Here is a 23,050-nt window from a genome sequence, read left to right as displayed (position 1 = left end):
AAATGCCCACTCCTGAGCCCGCCAATACCCGCGTGATCGTCGGCATGTCCGGCGGTGTCGACTCTTCGGTTTCCGCCCTGCTGCTGTTGCAACAGGGGTATCAGGTCGAAGGCCTGTTCATGAAGAACTGGGAAGAAGACGACGGCACGGAATACTGCACGGCCAGGGAGGATCTTGCGGACGCCCAGGCTGTATGTGACCGCATCGGGATTCGCCTGCACACGGCCAATTTTGCCGCCGAGTACTGGGATAACGTATTCGAGCACTTCCTCGCCGAATACAAGGTCGGGCGCACCCCCAACCCGGACATCCTCTGCAACCGCGAAATCAAGTTCAAGGCCTTCCTCGACTATGCGACGTCCCTGGGAGCGGACCTTATCGCCACCGGACACTACGTTCGCCGACGCGACCTGAATGGCAAGAGCGAGCTGCTCAAGGGACTCGATCCGAACAAGGACCAGAGCTACTTCCTGCATGCCGTCGGAGGCGAGCAGATCGGGCGAACGCTGTTCCCGGTCGGAGAACTGGAAAAGCCCGAGGTTCGCGCCATCGCGGAGATGCACGGCCTGGCCACGGCCCGGAAAAAAGACTCCACCGGCATCTGCTTTATCGGTGAGCGCCGCTTCCGCGATTTCCTCAGGCAATACCTGCCCGCGCAGCCGGGCAATATCGAGACCACCACGGGCGAGATCATTGGTCAGCACCACGGCCTGATGTACCACACCATCGGCCAACGACAGGGACTCGGCATCGGCGGCATGAAGGACGCCGGAGACGAGCCCTGGTATGTCCTGGATAAGGACCTCGGGCGCAATGTGCTGCTCGTTGGCCAGGGTAACGACCACCCTCGGCTCTTCGCCAGAGCCCTGCAGGTATCGGAAATCTACTGGGTAAATCCCATTGCGCTCGATGTCCCGCGCCGTCTGACGGCCAAGGTACGCTATCGGCAGGCCGATCAATCCTGTGTTATCGAGAGAACTGCGGGCGGTTACCGTGTCGAATTCGATGATCCGCAACGCGCGGTTACCCCCGGTCAGTCGGTGGTTTTCTATGACGGTGAGGTCTGCCTCGGCGGCGGCGTGATCGAGCATGCCGAGCCCTGGCAAAAGGAGGAGCAGTAGTGCACAGCAGGCAGGAGCAGCTTATCGCCTTGGGCGCAGTCTTCGAGGCGGCGGTGTTGGTGGATCGGATTGCCCATACCGGCCAGATTCCCTCCAGTCAGATGGCCTGTATGCTGGGAAGCCTTCTGGTGCGCAACCCCGAGAGCACCCAGGAGATCTACGGGGGCGACGACATCAACCTGCGGGACGGCTATCGCGCCCTGGCCGGCGCACTGGAGCGCGACGCCACGACACTGCAGCGCGATCCGCTGCGCTATGCCCTTGCCATGATCAGTCTCGAGCGCCAGCTCGACAAGCGAGGTGACCTGCTCCAGGTCATCGCTGCCAGGCTCGACCAGATCCAGAGGCAGGCCGATCTCTTCGGGCTGCCCCATGAGAATGTCGTCGCCGCATTTGGCGGACTCTACCAGGACACGCTCAGCACCTTCCGCCAGCGTATCCAGGTCCAGGGCGACATGCGCCATCTCCAGCAGTCCGACAAGGCCGCAGCCATTCGCGCGCTGCTGCTCTCCGGTATTCGCTCCGCACGCCTGTGGCGCCAGCTTGGCGGCCATCGCTGGCAGATGGTGTTCGGCAGGCGCAAGCTCCTCGAGGCGCTGCAGCCCATGCTGCGCTCCTGATCCACAATGCGGCGTATCGGTCGCAGGGCGGGTGGTTCATGTATAATATGCGCCCTCTTTTTCGTTGCCCGACTGCCCGAGAACGCCCTTTATGCAGCTCTCTTCGCTCACCGCGGTTTCCCCCGTCGACGGCCGCTACGCCGGCAAAACCACCGCTTTGCGGTCGATCTTCAGCGAATTCGGCCTGATCCGTTGCCGCGTCCAGGTTGAAGTCCGCTGGCTCCAGCGTCTTGCCGCCCATGCCGGCGTTCCGGAAGTCGCTCCCTTTTCTGCCGAGGCCAATGCCCTGCTCGACCAGTTGGCAGAAAACTTCCAGCTGGAACACGCCGAGCGCGTGAAGGAATTCGAGCGCACCACCAACCACGACGTCAAAGCCGTGGAATATCTGCTGAAGGAGCAAGCCAAGCAGCTCCCGGAACTCGCATCGGTCAACGAGTTCATCCATTTCGCCTGCACCTCGGAAGACATCAACAACCTGTCCCATGCGTTGATGCTTCGTGAAGGGCGCGATCAAGTCCTGCTGCCCCTGATGCGCCAGGTCGCCGAAGCTATCCGCGTCCTTGCCCACCAGTACGCCGACGTACCGATGTTGTCTCGCACCCACGGCCAGCCGGCATCGCCGACGACGCTCGGCAAGGAACTGGCCAACGTGGTGCATCGCCTGGAACGGCAGATCACCCAGGTCGCCGCCGTGCCCCTGCTGGGCAAGATCAACGGCGCCGTGGGCAACTACAATGCCCACCTCTCGGCCTACCCCGAGGTGGACTGGGAAGCCAATGCCCAGGCGTTCATCGAAGGCGACCTCGGCCTCACCTGGAACCCCTACACCACCCAGATCGAGCCGCACGACTATATCGCCGAGCTGTTCGACGCCGTTGCGCGCTTCAACACTATCCTCATCGATTTCGATCGCGACGTCTGGGGCTACATTTCACTGGGCTACTTCAAGCAGAAGACCATCGCCGGTGAAATCGGCTCCTCGACCATGCCGCACAAGGTCAACCCGATCGACTTCGAGAACTCGGAAGGCAACCTTGGCATCGCCAACGCGTTGCTCCAGCACCTGGCCAGCAAGCTTCCCATCTCGCGCTGGCAGCGCGACCTGACCGACTCGACAGTGCTCCGCAATCTGGGCGTCGGCTTCGCCCACAGCGTCATTGCGTATGAAGCTAGTCTTAAGGGAATCAGTAAGTTAGAGCTCAATCCTCAACGGATTAATGAAGATTTGGACAATTGCTGGGAGGTGCTTGCCGAGCCGGTACAGACCGTCATGCGGCGCTACGGCATCGAGAACCCCTACGAAAAGCTCAAGGAGCTGACCCGTGGCAAAGGTATCAGCGCCGGGGCATTGCAGAGCTTTATCGACGGCCTGGCGATACCCGAAGCGGCCAAGGCGGAGCTGCGCCGCATGACACCGGCCAGCTACCTTGGCAATGCGGCGGAGCAGGCACGCCGCATCTGAGCCGTGCCCTACTTCAGCGCCCGGCAACGCCGGGCGTTTTTATTTTCGGTAACCCTTAAAATTCAAGGTCTTACAGATGACATCTGATCTTCCACTTGAAATTCTTGGCGGGATCAGTGCGCGCGAATTCCTTCGCGATTACTGGCAGAAAAAGCCCCTGCTGATCCGCCAGGCGATCCCGGGATTCGAGAGTCCGATCAGCCCGGACGAACTGGCCGGCCTGTCGCTCGAAGAGGAAGTCGAATCGCGGCTGATCCTGGAGCACGGCGCGCGCCCCTGGGAACTTCGCCGTGGCCCCTTCGAGGAGACCACCTACAGCGAACTGCCGGAGCAGGACTGGACCCTACTGGTCCAGGCGGTAGACCAGTGGGTTCCCGAAGTTGCAGAGCTGAAGGAAAAATTCGAGTTTCTGCCCAACTGGCGTATCGACGATGTGATGATCAGTTACGCCGCGCCTGGTGGCGGCGTGGGGCCTCATTTCGACAACTACGACGTGTTCCTGCTGCAGGCGCACGGAAAACGCCACTGGCGGCTGGGTCAGCTCTGTGACAGCGATAGCGCCTTGCTCGAACACGGCGATCTGAAGATTCTCACGGACTTCGAGCAGCTCGAAGACTGGGTGCTCGAGCCTGGCGACATGCTCTACCTGCCGCCCCGGCATGCGCATTTCGGCACTGCGGTGGACGCCTGCATGACCTACTCCATCGGCTTCCGCGCCCCCAGCGCAGCGGAAGTGCTGACGCATTTCACCGATTTTCTCGGTCAGTTCCTGCCGGACGAGGAACGCTACACCGACCCGGACATCACACCGGTCGAGGATCCGCATGAGATCCAGCGTGACGCAGTGGAGCGCCTCAAAGGCCTACTCACCGAGCACATGGGTGATGATCGCCTGCTGCTCACCTGGTTTGGCCAGTTCATGACCGAGCCACGCTACCCAGAGCGCATCGCCGGCCCCGAGATGGCTTCGACCGAGCTGGCTGCGGCCCTGGCGAATGGCGCCCTTCTGATCCGCAACCCCAGCGCCCGACTGGCCTGGAGCGAGGTGGACGTTGGCCTGCTGCTATTCGCCAGTGGCCAGAGCCGCCTGCTGCCCGCTCACCTGCGCGGCCTGCTCAAGCTGATCTGCTCGGCCGGGGCGTTGCATTCGGAAAACCTTGGCCCCTGGCTGGGCGAAGAGGAAGCGAGCACACTGCTGACGGAATTGATCAGACAAGGCAGCCTGGAGTTCGCCGATGAGTGAGATCGAAGTTCGCATCGCCGACTGGCATGACGACAATGCCGACCTGCGACGTATCCGAGAACAGGTTTTCATCGTCGAGCAAGCGGTACCGCCGGATCTGGAATGGGACGCTGAAGACACTGACGCAGTTCACTTCCTGGCGTTCGAAGGCGACTATGCTATCGGAACGGCACGGCTGCTCCCTGATGCCCACATCGGACGTGTGGCCGTGTTGCGGGACTGGCGCGGCATGCACGTCGGCGTCGCGCTGATGAACGCCGTGGTCGCCGAGGCCGAGCGCCGCCACATGACCGAACAGTACCTGACTGCCCAGGTACATGCGACCCGGTTTTACGAGCGGCTCGGCTTCCGGGTGGTCAGTGAGGAATTCCTGGAAGCCGGCATCCCCCATGTGGAGATGACTCGCACCAGCCGATGAGGTAGATGATGACAGAAGACGCCCCGGTCACCTTTCGGTCGCCAGCGAATCTGCCGGCGATCGAGTTCGATTCTCCGGGGCGTTTTGCGTTGCGCAATCCGCCGGCCAGCCCGCCGGTCCATGAGACTTGGGGACCCCCTCCCTTCTCGCTCGGGCTCACAGCAGCAGCGCAACGATTTTCCGAACTTCACCTGCGGAGCATGCTTCTATGAGGATTCGTGCCACCCTGGGCGCGCTGCTGTTCAGCTGCACCTTCACCGTGGCCGCAGCGACCGAAGTCATCTCGCTGCAACACCGGATGGCTGAAGAAATGCTGCCCGTGGCGATATCGGTGGTGGGTGATCAGGGCCGTGTCAGCAGCCATGGCAGCCAGTTGATCGTCAACGCGCCCGAGTCCGTCATCGCACAGCTGCGCCAGGTGCTGGAGCAACTCGACACCCGGCCCCGGCGCCTGCTGATCAGCGTCGAGAACCAGGACACTATGGCGGGTAGCGCCAGTGGCCATGCCATCAGCGGCCGGGCACGAGCGGGCGATGTGAACATCCACAGCGGCGATGGCCGCAATCAGGTCCGCATCATCCGCCACAGCACCGCCAGCCGAGAGGGAGGCATCGGGCAAGTGCAGGCAACCGAGGGTTACCCTGCACTCATTCAGGTTGGCCAGAGCATTCCGCTGGACAGCACCTCGGTGGACCCTTACGGGCAACCCTATCGCAACACCCAGTACCGAGACGTGATGAGTGGCTTCTATGCCACGGCTCAGGTCCAAGGCGACCAGGTGCAGGTCACACTCAGCAGTCAGCGTGATCGGGTCAGCCACAACCAGCCCGGCGTCATCGACATGCAACAGACCGAAACCCGTGTCAGAGGCAGGGTCGGAGACTGGATCGATGTGGGCGGCATCGACCAGAGCGGCCGCTCCGACCGGCGCGACGTGCTGAGCAGCCACGCTACGACAGGCCGCCAGGACTACCGGCTACGACTAAAGGTCGAGGTGCTTGATTAGGCTGGCACAGCGACATTCGACTTAAGATGTAGTGCGCCTAAAAAAGCACTACAAAACCGTTGACGGCGCCAGCCTCGGTGGGCATGATGGCCTCGCTCCCGCTAACCAGGGGCCCTGGCAAACAAGGGTCTTCGGGGTGCGCTCCAGCCAACCAGCCGAGCCACTCCGCGACTGTACTGCCCACAAGGCAGAACCGACGAGGTTGACTGGCACGAGTCGTCCCGAGGGACGGGGAAGCAACGCAACACCCGTATGATGCCTTCAGCACAGGCCGCCATCCGGCCTGCCCCATGGCTGGATTCACCATCCCGGTGTACGTCTCCCCTCCCCTCTTTCTGCTCGCCCAGTCCTTCTCGACACTCTGCCTTCGTGTAGCCCGCTACTGATCAGCGCCAGCACGCAGGTTCCAGGTTGGAAATCGGTGCTCATCACCAAACTCAACTTTTGAAGGATTCGACATGTCCGCATATCAAGACGACATCAAGGCCGTTGCCGCCCTGAAAGAGAAAGCCGGCAGCAGCTGGAGCGCTATCAACCCGGAATCCGTGGCTCGTATGCGCGCCCAGAACCGCTTCAAGACCGGTCTGGAAATCGCCCAGTACACCGCTGACATCATGCGCAAGGACATGGAAGAGTACGACGCCGACTCCTCCATCTACACCCAGTCGCTGGGTTGCTGGCACGGCTTCATCGGGCAGCAGAAGCTGATCTCGATCAAGAAGCACCTGAAGACCACCAACAAGCGCTACCTCTACTTGTCCGGCTGGATGGTTGCCGCCCTGCGTTCCGACTTCGGCCCGCTGCCTGACCAGTCGATGCACGAGAAGACCGCTGTCTCCGACCTGATCGAAGAGCTGTACACCTTCCTGCGTCAGGCTGACAGCCGTGAACTGGACCTGTTGTTCACCGCGCTGGACGCCGCTCGCGAAGCTGACGACAACGCCAAGGCTGCCGAGATCCAGTCGCAGATCGACAACTACGAAACGCACATCGTCCCGATCATCGCCGACATCGACGCTGGCTTCGGTAACCCGGAAGCCACCTACCTGCTGGCCAAGCGCATGATCGAAGCGGGTGCCTGCTGCATTCAGATCGAGAACCAGGTTTCCGACGAGAAGCAGTGCGGCCACCAGGACGGTAAAGTGACCGTTCCGCACGCCGACTTCCTCGCCAAGATCGCTGCCGTTCGCTACGCCTTCCTCGAGCTGGGCATCGACAACGGCGTGATCGTTGCGCGTACCGACTCCCTGGGTGCCGGCCTGACCAAGCAGATCGCCGTGACCAAAGAGCCGGGCGACCTGGGCGACCTGTACAACTCCTTCCTGGATTGCGAAGAAGTCTCCGCTGCTGACCTGGGCAATGGCGACGTCGTGATCAACCGCGGTGGCAAGCTGCTGCGTCCCAAGCGTCTGCCGTCGAACCTGTTCCAGTTCCGTGCTGGCACCGGTGAAGCTCGCTGCGTACTGGACTGTGTCACCAGCCTGCAGAACGGCGCCGACCTGCTGTGGATCGAGACCGAGAAGCCGCACGTTGGTCAGATCGCGGCCATGGTCGACGAGATCCGCAGGACCATCCCGAACGCCAAGCTGGTCTACAACAACAGCCCGTCGTTCAACTGGACCCTGAACTTCCGTCAGCAGGTGTTTGACACCATGAAGGAAGAAGGCAAGGACATGTCCGCCTACGACCGCGCCAAGCTGATGAGCGTCGAGTACGACGAGACCGAACTCGCCCAGATCGCCGACGAGAAGATCCGTACCTTCCAGAAGGACGGCTCCGCTCACGCTGGCATCTTCCACCACCTGATCACCCTGCCGACCTACCACACCGCGGCCCTGTCCACCGACAACCTGGCCAAGGGCTACTTTGCCGAAGAAGGCATGCTGGCCTACGTCAAGGGTGTTCAGCGTCAGGAACTGCGCCAGGGTATCGCCTGCGTCAAGCACCAGAACATGGCTGGCTCCGACATCGGCGACAACCACAAGGAGTACTTCGCTGGCGAAGCGGCTCTGAAGGCAAGCGGCAAAGACAACACCATGAACCAGTTCCACTAAGGAACTGCGTTCCCGGGCCTCGCGGGCCCGGTTTGTCGAAAGGCGGACCCCGAGAGGGGCCCGCCTTTTTGTCGTTATGCGCAGCCCCGGACATTCACCGCTTCCGTCCACCGCACGGCCCCGTAGGAACGAGCTTGCTCGCGAATGCGAGTCACAGGCAGACCAAAGCCTTGCCAGGATGCGCATGGAGGCCTGGGTTGCCCCTGCATTGGCTGTTCGTCTTTGCTAGGGTACTGATTCTTCAAGCTGAAACATCGCCGTCACGGTTTTGTCCAAAACGCCTTGTAGCGTTTGGGTCCTCAATCGGACCATACGGAGCGGTACCTGTGAAAAGCGACAACGATGGAATCCTCTTCGGCAACGGAGACGAACTGCCAAGCAACCATTCCGGCAACCCGCACCTGGACGACGTGATCGCCCTGGGGCGTCGCCGCTTCCTCAGCGGTGGTGCCGCCCTCGGTGCGCTCGCCTTCCTCGGCTGCAGCGTTCCCGGTATCGCCAGCGCGGCCAAGCCGGCCAACCGTCCGCCGTTCAAGACCCGTACACGCCTGCCGTTCGACGCCATTGCCGGTAACCGCGCCGACGTGATCACCGTGCCTGCAGGCTTCAACAGCCTTTCGTTCATTCCATGGGGCACTCCCATCACCGGCCGTTACCCCGAATTCCGCGAAGATGCCGGCAACACCGCGCGCGACCAGGCCGAACAGGTCGGCATGCACCACGACGGCATGCATTTTTTCCCCATCGACGCCCAGCGTGGTGCCGGCAAGAGCAGCAACCATGGCCTGCTGGTGTTGAACCATGAGTACGTCGACCAGGCGATGCTGCACCCACGTGGCGCTACCGTGGTCGCCGGCCGCCGGGTGAACGCCGAAGAAGTCCGCAAGGAAATCAACGCCCACGGGGTTTCCGTGGTCGAAGTGCGTCGCGACAACCGTGGCCAGTGGAACGTCCAGCCCTCGATGCGCAACCGCCGCGTCACCGGCGCGACACCCATGCGCATCGAAGGTCCGGCGCGTGGCCATGACCTGATGAAGACCCGCTACAGCCCGAGCGGCACCACTACCCGCGGGACTCTGAACAACTGCGCCAACGGGTTCACCCCCTGGGGCACCTACCTGACCTGTGAAGAAAACTGGGCAGGTTACTTCGCCACGAATGAAACCCAGACGCCGCGCCACCTGTCCCGCTACGGCGTGCGCGGGACGGGTCGCTACGGCTGGGAAACCGTGGCCGGTGACGAATTCGAGCGCTTCGACGCGACTCCGAAGGGTGCGTCCGCCGTCAACGACTACCGCAACGAGCCAAATACCTTCGGCTGGATCGTCGAAATCGATCCCTTCAACCCGGACTCGACCCCGATCAAGCACACCGCACTGGGTCGCTTCGCCCATGAAGGCATCGTGTTCGCGCCGGTCAAGCCGGGACGCCAGCTGGTGTGCTACTCCGGTGACGACGCACAGAACGAATACATCTACAAGTACGTCAGCCGCGACAAGTACCACAACCAGGCAGGCGGTGGTCGCCTGCTCGGCGAAGGCACGCTGTACGTCGCTCGCTTCAATGCCGATGGCAGCGGCGACTGGCTCGCCCTGGACATCAATGACCCTCAGTTCCGCGACGCCTGTGCGGCTGCCGGGGTCAGCTTCGCCAACCAGGGCGAAGTCCTGATCAACACCCGTCTGGCGGCTGACATCGTCGGCGCGACCAGGATGGACCGTCCCGAATGGGGCGCCGTGAACCCTGATAACGGTGATGTCTACTTCACCCTTACCAACAACAGCGGCCGGACCTCATCCGATGCGGCCAACCCGCGCTCGCCCAACCCATACGGCCACATCGTGCGCTGGAAAGAGTCGGGCGGCTACAACGCGACCCGCTTCAACTGGGACATCTATCTGCTGGCAGGCCCCCAGGCAGACAGCCGTGGCGCCAACGGCCAGCCGCTGGATGCCTCGAACATCTGCGCCAGCCCTGATGGGCTCTGGTTCGATGCCGAAGGCCGTCTGTGGATCCAGACCGACATGAGCGGCAGCCAGCTCAATGCCGGGCCGTTCGGCAACAACCAGATGCTCGTGTCCGACCCGCGTACCGGCGAGACCAAGCGCTTCCTGGTTGGTCCGCGTGGCTGCGAAGTCACCGGCATCACCGCTACTCCGGACTTCCGGACGCTGTTCGTCAACATCCAGCATCCGGGCGAAGGCTCCACTCCGGACAGCTACACCAGCAACTGGCCGCGCGGCGGCAACAGTCGCCCTCGTTCGGCGACGGTCATCATCACCCGTGATGACGGGCAAGCCCTGCTGTGATCCCAGTCGAGGGAAGGCGCCGCCTTCCCTCACTTGCCCAGATGGCTGGGCCCCGACTTGCCTTCCAGCTGGTCGTGGTCCAGACCAATGAAAAGCGCCCAGCACGAGATGAACAATGCCGCCACCAAAGGTCCGATCACGAAGCCATTCAGGCCGAACAGCGCCAAGCCACCGAGTGTGGAAATGAGCACCATGAAGTCCGGCATCTTGGTGTCCTTGCCCACCAGGATCGGCCGCAGCAGGTTGTCCACCAGGCCGATCACCAGCACGCCGAAGAGCGTCAGAATCACTGCCGGCATGATCTGCCCGTTCATCAGGAACACGATCACCACCGGACCCCAGACCAGCGCCGCACCCACTGCGGGAAGCAGCGACAGGATGGCCATGATCACGCCCCAGAGCACCGCTCCGGGGATGCCCAGAATCACGAAGATGATCCCGCCCAGCGCCCCCTGAATCAGGGCGATGACGATGTTCCCTTTCACTGTCGCCCGGACTACCCGGGTGAACTTCGCGAACAGCTTGTACTTCTGCTCGTCACTCAGCGGAATGGCGCTGCGGACGCGGTAGACCAGCACCCGGCCGTCACGGATGAGAAAGAACAGCAGGTACAGCATCACGAAAAAGGAAATGAAGAACTGGAACGTACCCTGGCCAAAGCTGAACGCCTTGGACGCGATGAACCCTAGCCCGGAGGTAAGCCGCTCGCGAATGCTGTCCGGATCGCTCCAGCCCATGCGCTCGATCTGCACCTGCACCGGCTGTGGCAAGTATTCGCGCGCCTGATTGAAGTAGGCCCCGAAGTTGAGATCGCCCTCCTGGATTCGGGTGTAGATATCCACCGCCTGCTGCACCAGAAGGTTGGTGATCAGGATCATCGGCAACACCGCGAGCAGCAGGCAGCTCAGCAGCGTCAGCAAGGCGGTCAGGTTGCGCTTGTGCGGCAGCCGCTGATCGAGCCAGCGCTGCACGGGGGCGAAGATGATGGCGAGGATCACCGCCCAGAACACCGCGCCGTAATAGGGCAGCAAAATCCAGGCGAAGGCGATGGAAACCGCCACCAGCAGGCCGAGAAAAGTCTTGTGTTCCAATGACAATTGCGACATTTCAGATCCACGACGGCCCGGTTTTACGGTTAGTCAGCAGACGCGGCGGCAAGTGCCTCGGCGGGGTTTTCTTTGCCCTGAACAGGCAGCACGACGGATAATGCGCACCCGGAGGCAAGCAAGTCGCTAGGCCTCCGTCGTCGTTTTCTTCCAGCGAGTCATTCAGTGGAAATTTTCAAAGAATTCGTTTTCGAGTCCGCGCACCGTCTCCCTCACGTACCGGAGGGGCACAAGTGCGGACGGTTGCACGGCCATTCGTTCCGAGCGGCCATCTACATCGCCGGCGAGGTTGACCCGCACACTGGCTGGATTCGGGACTTCAGCGAGATCAAGGCGATCTTCAAGCCGATCTACGAGCAGCTCGACCACAACTACTTGAACGACATCCCCGGCCTGGAAAACCCCACCAGCGAAAACCTCGCCAAGTGGATCTGGCAACAGCTCAAGCCGGTGCTGCCCGAACTGTCTCGGGTGCGCATCCACGAGACCTGCACCAGCGGATGCGAGTACCACGGCGAGTAGAGCCATTTTGTCGGATTACGCTTCGCTAATCCGACCTACCAGCTACCATCGCCCACCAAGCGTAGGTCGAGTTAGCCAAAGGCGTAACCCGACAGCTTTTCGGCCGTATCGCGGCCCCGTCGGATTACGCTTCGCTAATCCGACCTACCAGCGTCCACCGAGCGTAGGTCGGGTTAGCCAAAGGCGTAACCCGACAGCTTTTCGGCCGTATCGCGCCCCAGTCGGATTACGCTTCGCTGATCCGACCTACCAGGGTCCACCGAGCGTAGGTCGGGTTAGCCAAAGGCGTAACCCGACAGCTTTCGGCCGTATCGCGCCCCAGTCGGATTACGCTTCGCTAATCCGACCTACCAGCGTCCACCGAGCGTAGGTCGGGTTAGCCAAAGGCGTAACCCGACGGCCTCGGGGCCTGCCGCATACCCCGCGTCGGATTACGCTTTGCTAATCCGACCTACGCACCGCAGCCGTAGGTCGGGTTAGCCGAAGGCGTAACCCGACGACCGAGGCCTATCAATAAAATGCGTTGTCGCGGTTGCTGTGGTCGGTCATGTCGCGCACGCCCTTGAGCTCGGGGATACGCTCCATCAGGGTCTTCTCGACGCCCTCCTTGAGGGTCGCGTCCACCATGCTGCAACCCTGGCAGCCGCCGCCGAACTGCAGCACAGCGATGCCTTCCTCGACGATATCCACCAGGCTCACCTGCCCGCCATGGCTGGCCAGACCCGGGTTGATCTCGGTCTGCAGGTAGTAGTTGATGCGCTCGGTGATCGGGCTGTCTTCCTTGATCATCGGCACCTTGGCGTTGGGAGCCTTGATGGTCAGCTGACCGCCCATACGATCGGTGGCGTAGTCGACCACGGCGTCATCGAGAAACGGCTCGCTCACGCCATCGATCCAGGCGGTGAAATCCTTCAGCGCCAGCGCCGAATCTTCCGGCTTCTGCTCGCCGGGCTTGCAATAGGCGATGCAGGTTTCGGCGTGGGGCGTGCCCGGCTGGGTGATGAAGACGCGAATGCCGATACCAGGGGTGTTCTGCTTGCTCAGCAGGTCGGCCAGGTAATCCTGGGCCGCTTCAGTAATGATGATGGCGCTCATGACAGCTCCTCGAGTAGATGCAAGCAGTGTACTCCAAGCCTGCCGGCCGATAAAGTCATACCGTTTTGGTAGGATATTACCGTTGCCAGTAGGGTGGGCTTCAGCGCACCGCTGCCGCTGCCGCTGCGACGATAACAGCTGGGCTGTAGCGTCCCTACAGAGCACAAACATGAATCCTGCTCATGCGATCAGACTCACATCAGTAAGCGCCCGCAGCTTTGTTATCATTGCCGGCTTCTCTCGTCCGCGTCACCAGGTAACCTTCATGTCCGACCGCACCGCCCGCCTCCAGGCCCTCCAGCACGCCCTCCGGGAACGCATCCTGATCCTCGACGGCGGCATGGGCACCATGATCCAGAGCTACCGGCTGGAAGAAGGCGACTACCGCGGCGAGCGCTTTGCCGACTGGCCGCAGGACGTCAAGGGCAACAACGACCTGCTGCTGCTCTCCCGCCCGGACGTGATCGCCGCCATCGAGAAGGCCTACCTGGACGCCGGCGCGGACATCATCGAGACCAACACCTTCAACGCCACCCGCGTGTCCCAGGCCGACTACGGCATGGAAGAGCTGGTCTACGAACTGAACGTGGAAGGCGCCCGCGTCGCCCGTCAGGTGTGCGATGCCAAGACCGCCGAGACGCCCGACCGCCCGCGCTTCGTCGCCGGCGTGCTCGGCCCGACCAGCCGCACCTGCTCCATCTCCCCGGACGTGAACAACCCCGGCTACCGCAACGTCACCTTCGACGAACTGGTGGAGAACTACGTCGAGGCCACCCGCGGCCTGATCGAGGGCGGCTCGGACCTGATCCTCATCGAGACCATCTTCGACACCCTGAACGCCAAGGCGGCGATCTTCGCCGTGCAGCAGGTATTCGAGGAAGACGGCGTCGAGCTGCCGATCATGATCTCCGGCACCATCACCGACGCCTCCGGCCGTACCCTTTCCGGGCAGACCACCGAGGCCTTCTGGAACTCCATCCGCCACGCCAAGCCGATCTCCGTGGGCCTGAACTGCGCCCTCGGCGCGAAGGACCTGCGTCCGTACCTCGAAGAGCTGGCCAACAAGGCCGAGACCCAGGTTTCCGCCCACCCCAACGCTGGCCTGCCCAACGCCTTCGGCGAGTACGACGAGACACCCGAGGAAATGGCCGCAGTGGTCGAGGAATTCGCCGCGGCGGGCTTCCTGAACATCGTCGGCGGCTGCTGCGGCACCACGCCCGGGCATATCCAGGCGATCGCCGAGGCGGTGGGCAAATACAAGCCGCGCCAGATCCCGGACATTCCCAAGGCCTGCCGCCTGGCCGGCCTCGAGCCCTTCACCATCAGCCGCGACTCGCTGTTCGTCAACGTCGGTGAGCGCACCAACATCACAGGTTCCGCCAAGTTCGCCCGCCTGATCCGCGAGGAAAACTACGCCGAGGCGCTGGACGTGGCCCGCCAGCAGGTCGAGGCCGGCGCCCAGGTCATCGACATCAACATGGACGAGGGGATGCTGGACTCGAAGGCGGCGATGGTCACCTTCCTCAACCTGATCGCCTCGGAGCCTGACATCTCCCGCGTGCCGATCATGATCGACTCCTCCAAGTGGGAGGTGATCGAAGCGGGCCTGAAGTGCATCCAGGGCAAGGGCATCGTCAACTCGATTTCCATGAAGGAAGGCGTCGAGCAGTTCAAGCACCACGCCCACCTGTGCAAGCGCTATGGCGCCGCCGTGGTGGTCATGGCCTTCGACGAGGTCGGCCAGGCCGACACCGCCGCGCGCAAGCGCGAGATCTGCCAGCGCAGCTACGACATCCTGGTCAATGAAGTCGGTTTCGCCCCCGAAGACATCATCTTCGACCCGAACATCTTTGCCGTCGCCACCGGCATCGAGGAGCACAACAACTACGCGGTGGACTTCATCGAGGCCTGCGCCTACATCCGCGACAACCTGCCCTATGCGCTCTCCTCCGGCGGCGTGTCCAACGTGTCCTTCTCGTTCCGCGGCAACAACCCGGTGCGCGAGGCGATCCACTCGGTGTTCCTCTACCACGCCATCCAGAACGGCCTGACCATGGGCATCGTCAACGCCGGCCAGCTGGAGATCTACGACGAGATCCCCAAGGAGCTGCGCGAGAAGGTCGAGGACGTGGTCCTGAACCGCCACCCCGGCTCCACCGAAGCGCTGCTCGCCATCGCCGACAACTACAAGGGCGACGGCTCGGTCAAGGAAGCCGAGACCGAGGAATGGCGCAGCCTGGACGTGAACAAGCGCCTGGAACACGCGCTGGTCAAGGGCATCACCACCTACATCGTCGAGGACACCGAAGAGGCCCGCCAGCAGTGCGCGCGGCCCATCGAGGTCATCGAAGGCCCGCTGATGAGCGGGATGAACGTGGTCGGCGACCTGTTCGGCGCCGGCAAGATGTTCCTGCCCCAGGTGGTCAAGTCCGCCCGGGTGATGAAGCAGGCGGTGGCCCACCTCATCCCCTTCATCGAGGCGGAAAAGGGCGACAAGCCCGAAGCCAAGGGCAAGATCCTCATGGCCACGGTCAAGGGCGACGTGCACGACATTGGCAAGAACATCGTCGGCGTGGTGCTCGGTTGCAACGGCTACGACGTGGTCGACATGGGCGTGATGGTCCCGGCCGAGAAGATTCTGCAGACCGCCATCGCCGAGAAGTGCGACATCATCGGGCTCTCCGGTCTCATCACCCCCTCGCTCGACGAGATGGTCCACGTCGCCAAGGAAATGCAGCGCCAGGGCTTTACCCTGCCGTTGATGATTGGCGGCGCCACCACCTCCAAGGCGCACACCGCGGTGAAGATCGAGCCGCAGTACCAGAACGACGCGGTGATCTACGTCACCGACGCCTCCCGCGCCGTGGGCGTGGCCACCCAGCTGCTGTCGAAGGAGCTCAAGGCCGACTTCGTGCAGAAGACCCGCGACGACTACACCGTGGTCCGCGAGCGCACCGCCAGCCGCGGCAAGCGCACCGAGCGCCTGCCCTACGACAAGGCCGTGGCCAACAAGCCCAAGTTCGACTGGGCCGGCTACCAGCCCACCGTGCCTTCCTTTACCGGCGTGAAAGTGCTGGAAGACATCGACCTTGCCGTGCTCGCCGAGTACATCGACTGGACTCCCTTCTTCATGTCCTGGGACCTGGCCGGCAAATACCCGCGCATCCTCCAGGACGAAGTGGTCGGCGAAGCCGCCACCGCCCTGTTCCAGGATGCCCAGGCGATGCTGAAAAAGCTGATCGAGGAAAAATCCATCAAGGCCCGCGCCGTGTTCGGCTTCTGGCCGGCCAACCAGGTGCAGGACGACGACCTGGAAGTCTACGGCGACAACGGCGAGACCCTGGCCACCCTGCACCATTTGCGCCAGCAGACCATCAAGCCGGACGACAAGCCCAACCTGTCACTGGCCGACTTCGTCGCGCCGAAGGACAGCGGCATTACCGACTACATGGGCGGCTTCATCACCACCGCCGGCATCGGCGCCGAGGAGCTGGCCAAGTCCTACGAGGACAAAGGCGACGACTACAACTCGATCATGGTGAAAGCCTTGGCCGACCGCCTCGCCGAAGCCTGCGCCGAATGGCTGCACGAGCGGGTGCGCAAGGAGTACTGGGGTTACGCCAAGGACGAGGCGCTGGACAACGACGCGCTGATCAAGGAGCAGTACCAGGGCATCCGCCCAGCCCCCGGCTACCCGGCCTGCCCGGACCACACCGAAAAAGGCACCCTCTTCGCCCTGCTCGACCCCGAGGCCGAGCCCCACAAGGCGGGCCAGAGCGGCGTGTTCCTCACCGAGCACTACGCCATGTTCCCCGCCGCAGCCGTCTCCGGCTGGTACTTCGCCCACCCCGAAGCCAAGTACTTCGCCGTCGGCAAGGTGGACAGAGACCAGGTGGAAAGCTACACCCTGCGCAAGGGCCAGGACATGGCCGTCACCGAACGCTGGCTGGCCCCGAACCTGGGCTACGAGAACTGAGAGCACGACCATGAGCACAAACGAAACCTACCTGCTTGACGAACTCGAAGCCGCCGATGGCCTGGAAATCGACGGCCTGTTCGCCGAATTCACCCTCAACGACGCCCTCCTCGACCGCGCCGACGACGCCGCCGAAGCGGGCGAACCCTTCGAGAGCGAAGACGAAGTCCTGAACATCACCTGCCTCGACGGCCGCGAACGCCGTCAGTGGTCGTTCAGCTACAACGCCGTGATGGAAGCCGAACTCCAACAGGACGGCACCTGGCAACTCGGCACCCCCACCGCCACCCTCCGCTGCCTGACCGGCATCACCGCAGACGGCGACGACTGAGCCATACAGAGCCGGCCAACCCCGGCTCCGTAGCTTCGCCACTCCGTAGGGTGGATATCGGCGCAGCCTTATCCGCCTTGCCAGTCGCACGCCCCGCCCTCTCTTAAAAAGCTGGCACATCGCCACACCGCAATCTTCCCTTCCGCCCCGCCCGGCATTAATCTCAACCACCTCAAGGACAGCCCAGGGCGAGCAAGGACGTGCCACCCCTCAATTCATCTGCCGCGTATGCAGGCGGACCACTCCTCTCCGCGATCCAGCGGGCTCAATACGCCGTAGCCGCTTCGGTTGAGTACGTGGGTGTAGATCATCGTGGTCTTCACGTTGGTGTGCCCCAGCAGCTCCTGAACCGTACGGATATCCTGCCCGCTCTCCAGCAAGTGGGTCGCAAAGCAGTGCCGCAGCGTATGCGGCGGCGCAGGCTTGTCGATGCCTGCCTCCCGCACCGCCTTTTTGAACGCCCGCTGCACCCGCTTTTCATCCAGATGATGACGGCGCCGCACGCCCGAACGGGGATCGATGGACAACCGCGCCGCCGGAAAGACGTACTGCCACCCCCACTCCCGGGGGGCATTCGGATACTTGCGAGCCAGTGCGAAAGGCAAGTAAACCTCGCCGTACCCCTCGGCAAGATCCGTGCAATGGCCAGCGCGCACCTGCTCAAGATGCAACTGGAGGCGCGAAACCAGCGCATCGGGCAACAGGGTGACACGATCCTTCATACCCTTTCCGTCCCTGACCACGATCTCCCGGCGCGCGAAATCCACATCCTTGACCCGCAGACGGACCGCCTCCAGCAAACGCAGACCGGCTCCGTAAAGCAATCCGGCAACGAGGCCGACCTCGCCGTCGAGACAGGCAAGCAAACGACGCGTTTCATCCACCGACAACACCACCGGCAGACGATCCGGCCGTTTGGCCCTTACCACATCGTCCAGCCAGGGCAACTGGACGCCAAGTACCTGCTTGTAGAGGAACAGCAGCGCGGCGAGCGCCTGGTTCTGCGTCGAGGCCGAAACATGCCTGTCGACCGCCAGGTGGGACAGGAACTGCTCGACCTCCGCCGCCCCCATTTCCTGCGGATGGCGCATCCGATGAAACCGAATGAAGGCCCCTGCCCAGTGAACATAGGCGGCCTCAGTGCGAATGGAATAATGTCGAAGGCGGATCTGCTCACGCAGCCGATCCAGCAGTTTGGGCTTGCCGTCCATGGTGGGTAACACTCCTTGTGCTGGGAAGAAAAGCTCCCCAAGCCTAGCGGGACGTGGGCTTGCATGGAATCGGCAAGAGACGGTTACACACCATTTGGTGCGTTTGTTCACACCAAATGGTGTCCAATAGTAGTTAGGCGCATTAGCAGGCGCCCAGTGAAGAAAACTGATTTCTACATCCAGGAAGCTATTGCGCAAGCAGAATATGCACTTATGGCATATGGCGAATACGAAAAATTCATGGATGCCGCCGACACAAAATTAGTTTTCTATCACCTGCATCATTTCGTGCTTCACGTGACAAATATAGACAAGTTGATTTTCCCAAAAACAAATAACTTCAGGCTCGAAATACTTAAGAGCATTCAAGAAAAAGTCAAAATAGAAACCTCATCAATCCGTAAACTTCGTAATCACCTTGAACATTTCGACGAAAGACTTGATAACTACGTTAAAAACTATAAAGGCCAAGCATTTTTCGACTGCAACATCGTCACAGGATGCAAAGGATTTCCAGAAAAAGATTTCTTGCGGGCAATCGACGGAAAAACTTATAAATTCTACGGCGAAAATTTTGACTTAACTGAGATCCATAGCCATCTGCCACCGTTAATAAAAGCACTTAAGAATGTGCAGAATTCTGCATAACAACTGGTTCAAACCGTTCGCCTCGCTCACTGGGACGGGCTAAAGCCCGCCCCTTAACCAAACGTTAGGCAAAAACATCACCCGAAGGAGATACATATGGCACGGCAAAATGAGTTCAAAATCGGCGACATTGTAAAGCTGAAATCTGGCGGCCCGGAAATGACAGTCCAACAAGCCCCCACAGATACGAGCACCTACTACAAATGCCAATGGTTTGCAGGAAAAAAACTTGAGTCAGGAGTCTTCCCGGAAGGGTCGCTAGAGTCGGCTAAGTGAGCAAATCATGGACGCAGCAATAGTGGCAAATTGGATGCTATCCGAACTAGAGAAGCATGATTGCTTATACCAAGATGATGTCGTTGACTATTTGGTAAAAGCAAAAGAAGAGAGCCTCTTGCGGGAGAATAGCGACGGAAACCTCGTCTTAGGCCGCCAATTACTTAGTGCATTCCAAAGAATCACTGAGAGCAACGTTGTCTGGGTCAAGCCTGAGCGCTATTGGCGATTCCGTGTTGCGGAGGATGAGCCGGGCAGAGAGGCAAGGGGGTAATTGCCTAACAACTGGTTCAAATCGCTCACTTCGTTCGCTGGGACGGGCTAAAGCCCGCCCCTTAACCAAACGTTATTTGCTTTTGAAGAATAGAGAATTATGAGTAACTATTTTGAATTTGTAAGCCAAGAGCTGCTGATAAAGCTGGCACAGGTCAAGTCATATATAACGAAGCATAACCCGACGATTGGTGTGTTGACTGAAGAGATTGTAAGAGGCTTTCTTAAAGATCACCTGCCAACGTTAGTAAGCGTTGAGCAGGGGTTTATCATAAACGCTAAAGGCGAATTATCGAAGCAGTGTGACATCTTGGTATATGACTCTCTTACATATTCACCATTATATAGGGTTAACGATATTGTAGTCATTCCTGCCGAATCAGTACTAGCCGTTATTGAAGTTAAAACCACAATTAACAAGAACATTTTCCATAAAGTGATAGACTATTTCAAAAGCTTTTCCTATCTTCCAAATGCAAAAACATATTTGTTCATTTTTAACTCAAGCAGCATTGAAAAAATTGGATGTTATTTTCACTCATACCAACATGAAGGAGATTATAAATTATTCGATCATGATACATTTCAGTACTTGCCAGATGAAATTACAGGCATAAATGAGTCGTACCACCTGTGCAAAGATAGCGTGATAACAGACAGGGACATGATCGGTTATAGCTCTTGGTTTTATGAAGACTCCAAAGGTTCGGAAATCAATGCACTTCAACACTTTTACTCTTCTGTCAGAATGACAGTCGACGACTACATAGAAAAAAACTACAGAAACATAAATCCTCAAAAGCCGAATAGCTGTAGCGATTTAAAGCTAAAGTCAATTTTTGCAATTGAACTTTTTTATATGTAGCAGCGCACATAACAAGTGGTTCAAGACGTTCGCTTTGCTCACTGGGACGGGCTAAAGCCCGCCCCTTAACCAAACGTTAGGCGGTATTGGTTTCTGGTTCGTGCGGGCACGGAAGTCCGAAAGTTTCAACCCCTTCCGGTTTTCCTCCCGCAACATGTGTATTGCCGTCACGTTTTCGCCCGTGCCGGCGCCGCTAGCCTTTACCCGTCCGCCGCCACAGGGCTGGCTTCTAGGCCGCTGGCGGCACCACCTTTTTCGGCTGCTCTCATTCAGTGCGGGCAGGTGGCGGTAGCGTGCCTGTGATTTCTGTTTTGTTTGCGGCCACGCAGTTCGGGTAGCCTTCAATCACTGCGCTCGACTGGGCTCCTCTGCCTAACTCGGCGCTCAAATGGGACGCGCTGAAGCGCGCCCTTTAGCTTCAACGTTAGACCAACACCCTAGAACTACCGAGTTTCAACAAGGAACGACTATGAAGCCCGAAAACCTAAACCCCAAGGCAAGAGAAGCCTTTGCAAAAACCTTGATTGAAGTTGGCGTATCAATTTTCAAAGCAATCATTCTCTTAGTCACAATTGCACCAATTAGCGTGATCTTTAAGAGCGCCTTCGACGGTGAGTCCTCAAATATATCTTTCCTTGAAATTGCAGCATCAATTTCTGGTGGAACCCAAATTATTTTACTCGTAATGCTGTCTGCAGCATTCATCTTGGGCCACCTCTTCCGAAGGGAAGGCCTTCGTCATTTACATGAACTCGAAAACCAATCCGAGCACAATGTCTAACAACTGGTTCAAACCGTTCGCTTCGCTCACTGGGACGGGCTAAAGCCCGCCCCTTAACCAAACGTTAGAAACTCATGCAAATAACTGCATCACCTTAAACGCCAAGAAATAAAGCAATGCGGGGATAGACATGGAAAGCATCAAAAGCAAAAGGCTTACTGACAATCAAAGACGCACCCTAACAGTGCTCTTAAAAAAGCATGACTTAGCTATGACAAATTTGATTGTCAGGGCAAAAGATACCTCCAGCATGAGCGCCGCCTCAGACAAATTATCAACAAACCTAGACTTCAAGAAAAAAGTTCTTGCTTATTGGGATGCACTAAAAAACGCCTGCATAAAACAGGGAGTGTACATACCGATTTTCGAAGAGGCATTTAAATTAGCCACCTACGAACTAAACCAAATAATACCGGGCCAGCCGAGAGACTATGTACGGCAAAACCTAAACATGACCCGCTGCACTTTCTTTTACAAACTAATTTCTGATGAAAAAAATGTCAATTTCGATTTCTCGCCAAATCAGCCTGACACCAACTAAACCGCCATCGTGAACCACAATGAATTTCTAACAAATGGTTCAAGCCGCTCACTCCGTTCGCTAGGACGGGCTAAAGCCCGCCCCTTAACCAAACGTTAGAGGTCATCATGCTTGAAAACCTTGTCATCGCATTAATCGTGCTAGCAGTTGGCGGTGTATCCGCAATTGCCTGGAAACAGCCAGATCAATATCGACATCTTCAAAATCTCATATACGCAATATCGACAATTCTGTTCCTCCTCGTAATGTTATGGAACATGTCAACACACATGTATTTTGATTTCTTTGAAGAATTCATTAATGCAGAGAAATTTACTCAAGCAAGAGAGAAGCTCAAAACCATTCAGGTCCCTTACCTCCCAGCTATGGCTATATACGCAGCAATATTAATCTATACATCGGTACTTTTGTTTCTGCCAAAGCAATCCCCAAAAACCGAGTAACCTCTAACAATTGGTTCAAACCGTTCGCTGAGCTCACTGGGACGGGCTAAAGCCCGCCTCTTAACCAAACGTTAGGCCGCATGAGCATCGAATCGCGACCAAGCCTTCTACGGTATGTCTTGCACACACTCGGGCCGGGCAGCAGCGTGAAATTGCTACGCAATCTTGTTGTCCGCCCCTTTACCGCGCCTACTCTTCGATCGTTCTGGAAGTATTGGAATCCGATATACGGGTACTTTTTAACCTTCTATGTCTATCGACCACTTCGCCGCCGAATGCCGCCGAATGCGGCAATGCCAATCACCTTCGCGTTCAGTGGCTTCGTCTTGCATGATCTAGTGACTTGGACGCTTCTAGGCGGTCAATTTTCCTTTCCTCAAGTCACAGTGGCATTCTTGCTAATCGCAGCGCTTATCCTTGTCACTGAGAAATTCGGGGTCACCTTTGTGCATCTCCATCCCATCTTGCGCGTAATCGCACACCTTGGCGGTCTGTCGGCCTGTTTTGCCGTGTCAATCTTGCTCGCTCGAGCATTCGTAAGCGCTCCATAAACCCCGTCCGCCAAGACGGGGTTTGTTTTCAGGAAGCCGAGGCAGAGGCCGGCGAGCAGTTCCACGGTAGCAGCGCTTCGTAATCCTCAACGCTGCTCGTCGCTGGCAGGCATTCAAGGATGTGGCGCAGCCAGGCGTAAGGTTCCTGCCCGTTGGCCTTGGCGGTTTCGATCAGGCTGTAGATTTGCGCGCTGGCGG

The 23,050-nt window shown here is 59.3% G+C and carries 21 protein-coding genes; 17 read left to right on the top strand and 4 right to left on the bottom strand.

The features are described from left to right. Positions 1–2: 2 nt before the first annotated feature. From mnmA to ACFOMF_RS02935, 8 genes are all read left to right on the top strand, one after another. On the top strand, positions 3–1,121 hold the full coding sequence (gene mnmA / locus ACFOMF_RS02970; RefSeq protein ID WP_386361058.1) for a tRNA 2-thiouridine(34) synthase MnmA: 1,119 nt from the start codon (positions 3–5) through the stop codon (positions 1,119–1,121). Further along, positions 1,121–1,741: a high frequency lysogenization protein HflD gene (gene hflD, locus ACFOMF_RS02965; RefSeq protein ID WP_386361056.1), complete on the top strand. Its 621-nt coding sequence runs from the start codon at positions 1,121–1,123 to the stop codon at positions 1,739–1,741. The genes mnmA and hflD overlap by 1 nt, the downstream gene beginning before the upstream one ends. A gap of 91 nt (positions 1,742–1,832) precedes the next feature. After that, positions 1,833–3,203 carry an adenylosuccinate lyase gene (purB, locus tag ACFOMF_RS02960; protein WP_386361054.1) on the top strand — a complete coding sequence of 457 codons (1,371 nt, stop codon included), beginning with the start codon at positions 1,833–1,835 and terminating at the stop codon, positions 3,201–3,203. A gap of 76 nt (positions 3,204–3,279) precedes the next feature. Further along, on the top strand, positions 3,280–4,446 hold the full coding sequence (locus ACFOMF_RS02955) for a ribosomal protein uL16 3-hydroxylase (protein ID WP_386361051.1): 1,167 nt from the start codon (positions 3,280–3,282) through the stop codon (positions 4,444–4,446). Then, the gene (locus tag ACFOMF_RS02950; protein WP_386361049.1) at positions 4,439–4,864 is read left to right on the top strand and encodes a GNAT family N-acetyltransferase; all 426 of its coding nucleotides are present in this window, start codon (positions 4,439–4,441) and stop codon (positions 4,862–4,864) included. The genes ACFOMF_RS02955 and ACFOMF_RS02950 overlap by 8 nt, the downstream gene beginning before the upstream one ends. A 208-nt stretch (positions 4,865–5,072) precedes the next feature. After that, entirely contained in the window at positions 5,073–5,870 is a 798-nt protein-coding gene (locus tag ACFOMF_RS02945; protein WP_386361047.1) for a secretin N-terminal domain-containing protein, read from the top strand. A 458-nt stretch (positions 5,871–6,328) separates the two neighbouring features. Beyond that, positions 6,329–7,924 (top strand): isocitrate lyase, encoded by a 1,596-nt coding sequence (locus tag ACFOMF_RS02940; RefSeq protein ID WP_386361045.1) that lies wholly within the window; start codon positions 6,329–6,331, stop codon positions 7,922–7,924. A 326-nt stretch (positions 7,925–8,250) separates the two neighbouring features. Next, positions 8,251–10,233 carry a PhoX family protein gene (locus ACFOMF_RS02935; protein WP_386361043.1) on the top strand — a complete coding sequence of 661 codons (1,983 nt, stop codon included), beginning with the start codon at positions 8,251–8,253 and terminating at the stop codon, positions 10,231–10,233. A gap of 29 nt (positions 10,234–10,262) precedes the next feature. Here the strand turns inward: ACFOMF_RS02935 and ACFOMF_RS02930 are convergent, their stop codons facing one another. Then, positions 10,263–11,339 carry an AI-2E family transporter gene (locus tag ACFOMF_RS02930; RefSeq protein ID WP_386361041.1) on the bottom strand — a complete coding sequence of 359 codons (1,077 nt, stop codon included), beginning with the start codon at positions 11,337–11,339 and terminating at the stop codon, positions 10,263–10,265. Between the two features lie 165 nt (positions 11,340–11,504). Here ACFOMF_RS02930 and queD point away from each other — a divergent pair, with 165 nt between their 5' ends. Then, positions 11,505–11,861, top strand: a complete 357-nt coding sequence (queD, locus tag ACFOMF_RS02925; protein WP_386361039.1) for a 6-carboxytetrahydropterin synthase QueD — start codon at positions 11,505–11,507, stop codon at positions 11,859–11,861. 510 nt (positions 11,862–12,371) lie between these two features. Here the strand turns inward: queD and nfuA are convergent. Further along, positions 12,372–12,956: a Fe-S biogenesis protein NfuA gene (gene nfuA / locus ACFOMF_RS02920; protein ID WP_386361037.1), complete on the bottom strand. Its 585-nt coding sequence runs from the start codon at positions 12,954–12,956 to the stop codon at positions 12,372–12,374. A gap of 265 nt (positions 12,957–13,221) precedes the next feature. Between nfuA and metH the strand changes: the two genes are divergently transcribed. Both metH and ACFOMF_RS02910 read left to right on the top strand, forming a co-directional pair. Beyond that, the gene (gene metH, locus ACFOMF_RS02915; protein WP_386361035.1) at positions 13,222–16,932 is read left to right on the top strand and encodes a methionine synthase; all 3,711 of its coding nucleotides are present in this window, start codon (positions 13,222–13,224) and stop codon (positions 16,930–16,932) included. A gap of 10 nt (positions 16,933–16,942) precedes the next feature. Next, positions 16,943–17,263: a DUF5629 family protein gene (locus tag ACFOMF_RS02910; RefSeq protein ID WP_386361033.1), complete on the top strand. Its 321-nt coding sequence runs from the start codon at positions 16,943–16,945 to the stop codon at positions 17,261–17,263. 215 nt (positions 17,264–17,478) lie between these two features. Here ACFOMF_RS02910 and ACFOMF_RS02905 read toward each other — a convergent pair whose 3' ends face one another. Beyond that, positions 17,479–18,474: an integron integrase gene (locus ACFOMF_RS02905; RefSeq protein ID WP_386361030.1), complete on the bottom strand. Its 996-nt coding sequence runs from the start codon at positions 18,472–18,474 to the stop codon at positions 17,479–17,481. A gap of 63 nt (positions 18,475–18,537) precedes the next feature. Between ACFOMF_RS02905 and ACFOMF_RS02900 the strand changes: the two genes are divergently transcribed. The 6 genes from ACFOMF_RS02900 to ACFOMF_RS02875 all read left to right on the top strand — a co-directional run bounded on the left by ACFOMF_RS02900 (position 18,538) and on the right by ACFOMF_RS02875 (position 21,858). Beyond that, positions 18,538–19,122 (top strand): hypothetical protein, encoded by a 585-nt coding sequence (locus tag ACFOMF_RS02900; protein WP_386361029.1) that lies wholly within the window; start codon positions 18,538–18,540, stop codon positions 19,120–19,122. A gap of 96 nt (positions 19,123–19,218) precedes the next feature. Continuing rightward, positions 19,219–19,398, top strand: coding sequence for a YodC family protein (locus tag ACFOMF_RS02895; RefSeq protein ID WP_386361027.1), 180 nt, complete (start codon positions 19,219–19,221; stop codon positions 19,396–19,398). A gap of 7 nt (positions 19,399–19,405) precedes the next feature. After that, positions 19,406–19,672, top strand: coding sequence for a DUF6953 family protein (locus tag ACFOMF_RS02890; RefSeq protein WP_386361025.1), 267 nt, complete (start codon positions 19,406–19,408; stop codon positions 19,670–19,672). A 99-nt stretch (positions 19,673–19,771) separates the two neighbouring features. Next, positions 19,772–20,536 carry a DUF6602 domain-containing protein gene (locus ACFOMF_RS02885; RefSeq protein WP_386361023.1) on the top strand — a complete coding sequence of 255 codons (765 nt, stop codon included), beginning with the start codon at positions 19,772–19,774 and terminating at the stop codon, positions 20,534–20,536. 469 nt (positions 20,537–21,005) lie between these two features. Further along, positions 21,006–21,317 (top strand): hypothetical protein, encoded by a 312-nt coding sequence (locus tag ACFOMF_RS02880; protein WP_193680744.1) that lies wholly within the window; start codon positions 21,006–21,008, stop codon positions 21,315–21,317. A 130-nt stretch (positions 21,318–21,447) separates the two neighbouring features. Next, positions 21,448–21,858: a hypothetical protein gene (locus ACFOMF_RS02875; protein WP_386361020.1), complete on the top strand. Its 411-nt coding sequence runs from the start codon at positions 21,448–21,450 to the stop codon at positions 21,856–21,858. A gap of 1,022 nt (positions 21,859–22,880) precedes the next feature. On the opposite strand, the gene ACFOMF_RS02870 is transcribed toward ACFOMF_RS02875, so the two are convergent. Then, on the bottom strand, positions 22,881–23,050 hold a 170-nt coding region (locus ACFOMF_RS02870; protein WP_386361235.1), incomplete at its 5' end, for a transposase domain-containing protein.

Source organism: Stutzerimonas tarimensis (assembly GCF_042648805.1).
In the GTDB taxonomy this organism is placed as follows: Bacteria; Pseudomonadota; Gammaproteobacteria; order Pseudomonadales; family Pseudomonadaceae; genus Azomonas; species Azomonas tarimensis.
Note: the sequence above shows the minus strand (reverse complement) of the source record. Positions and strands in the feature narration are given on the sequence as shown.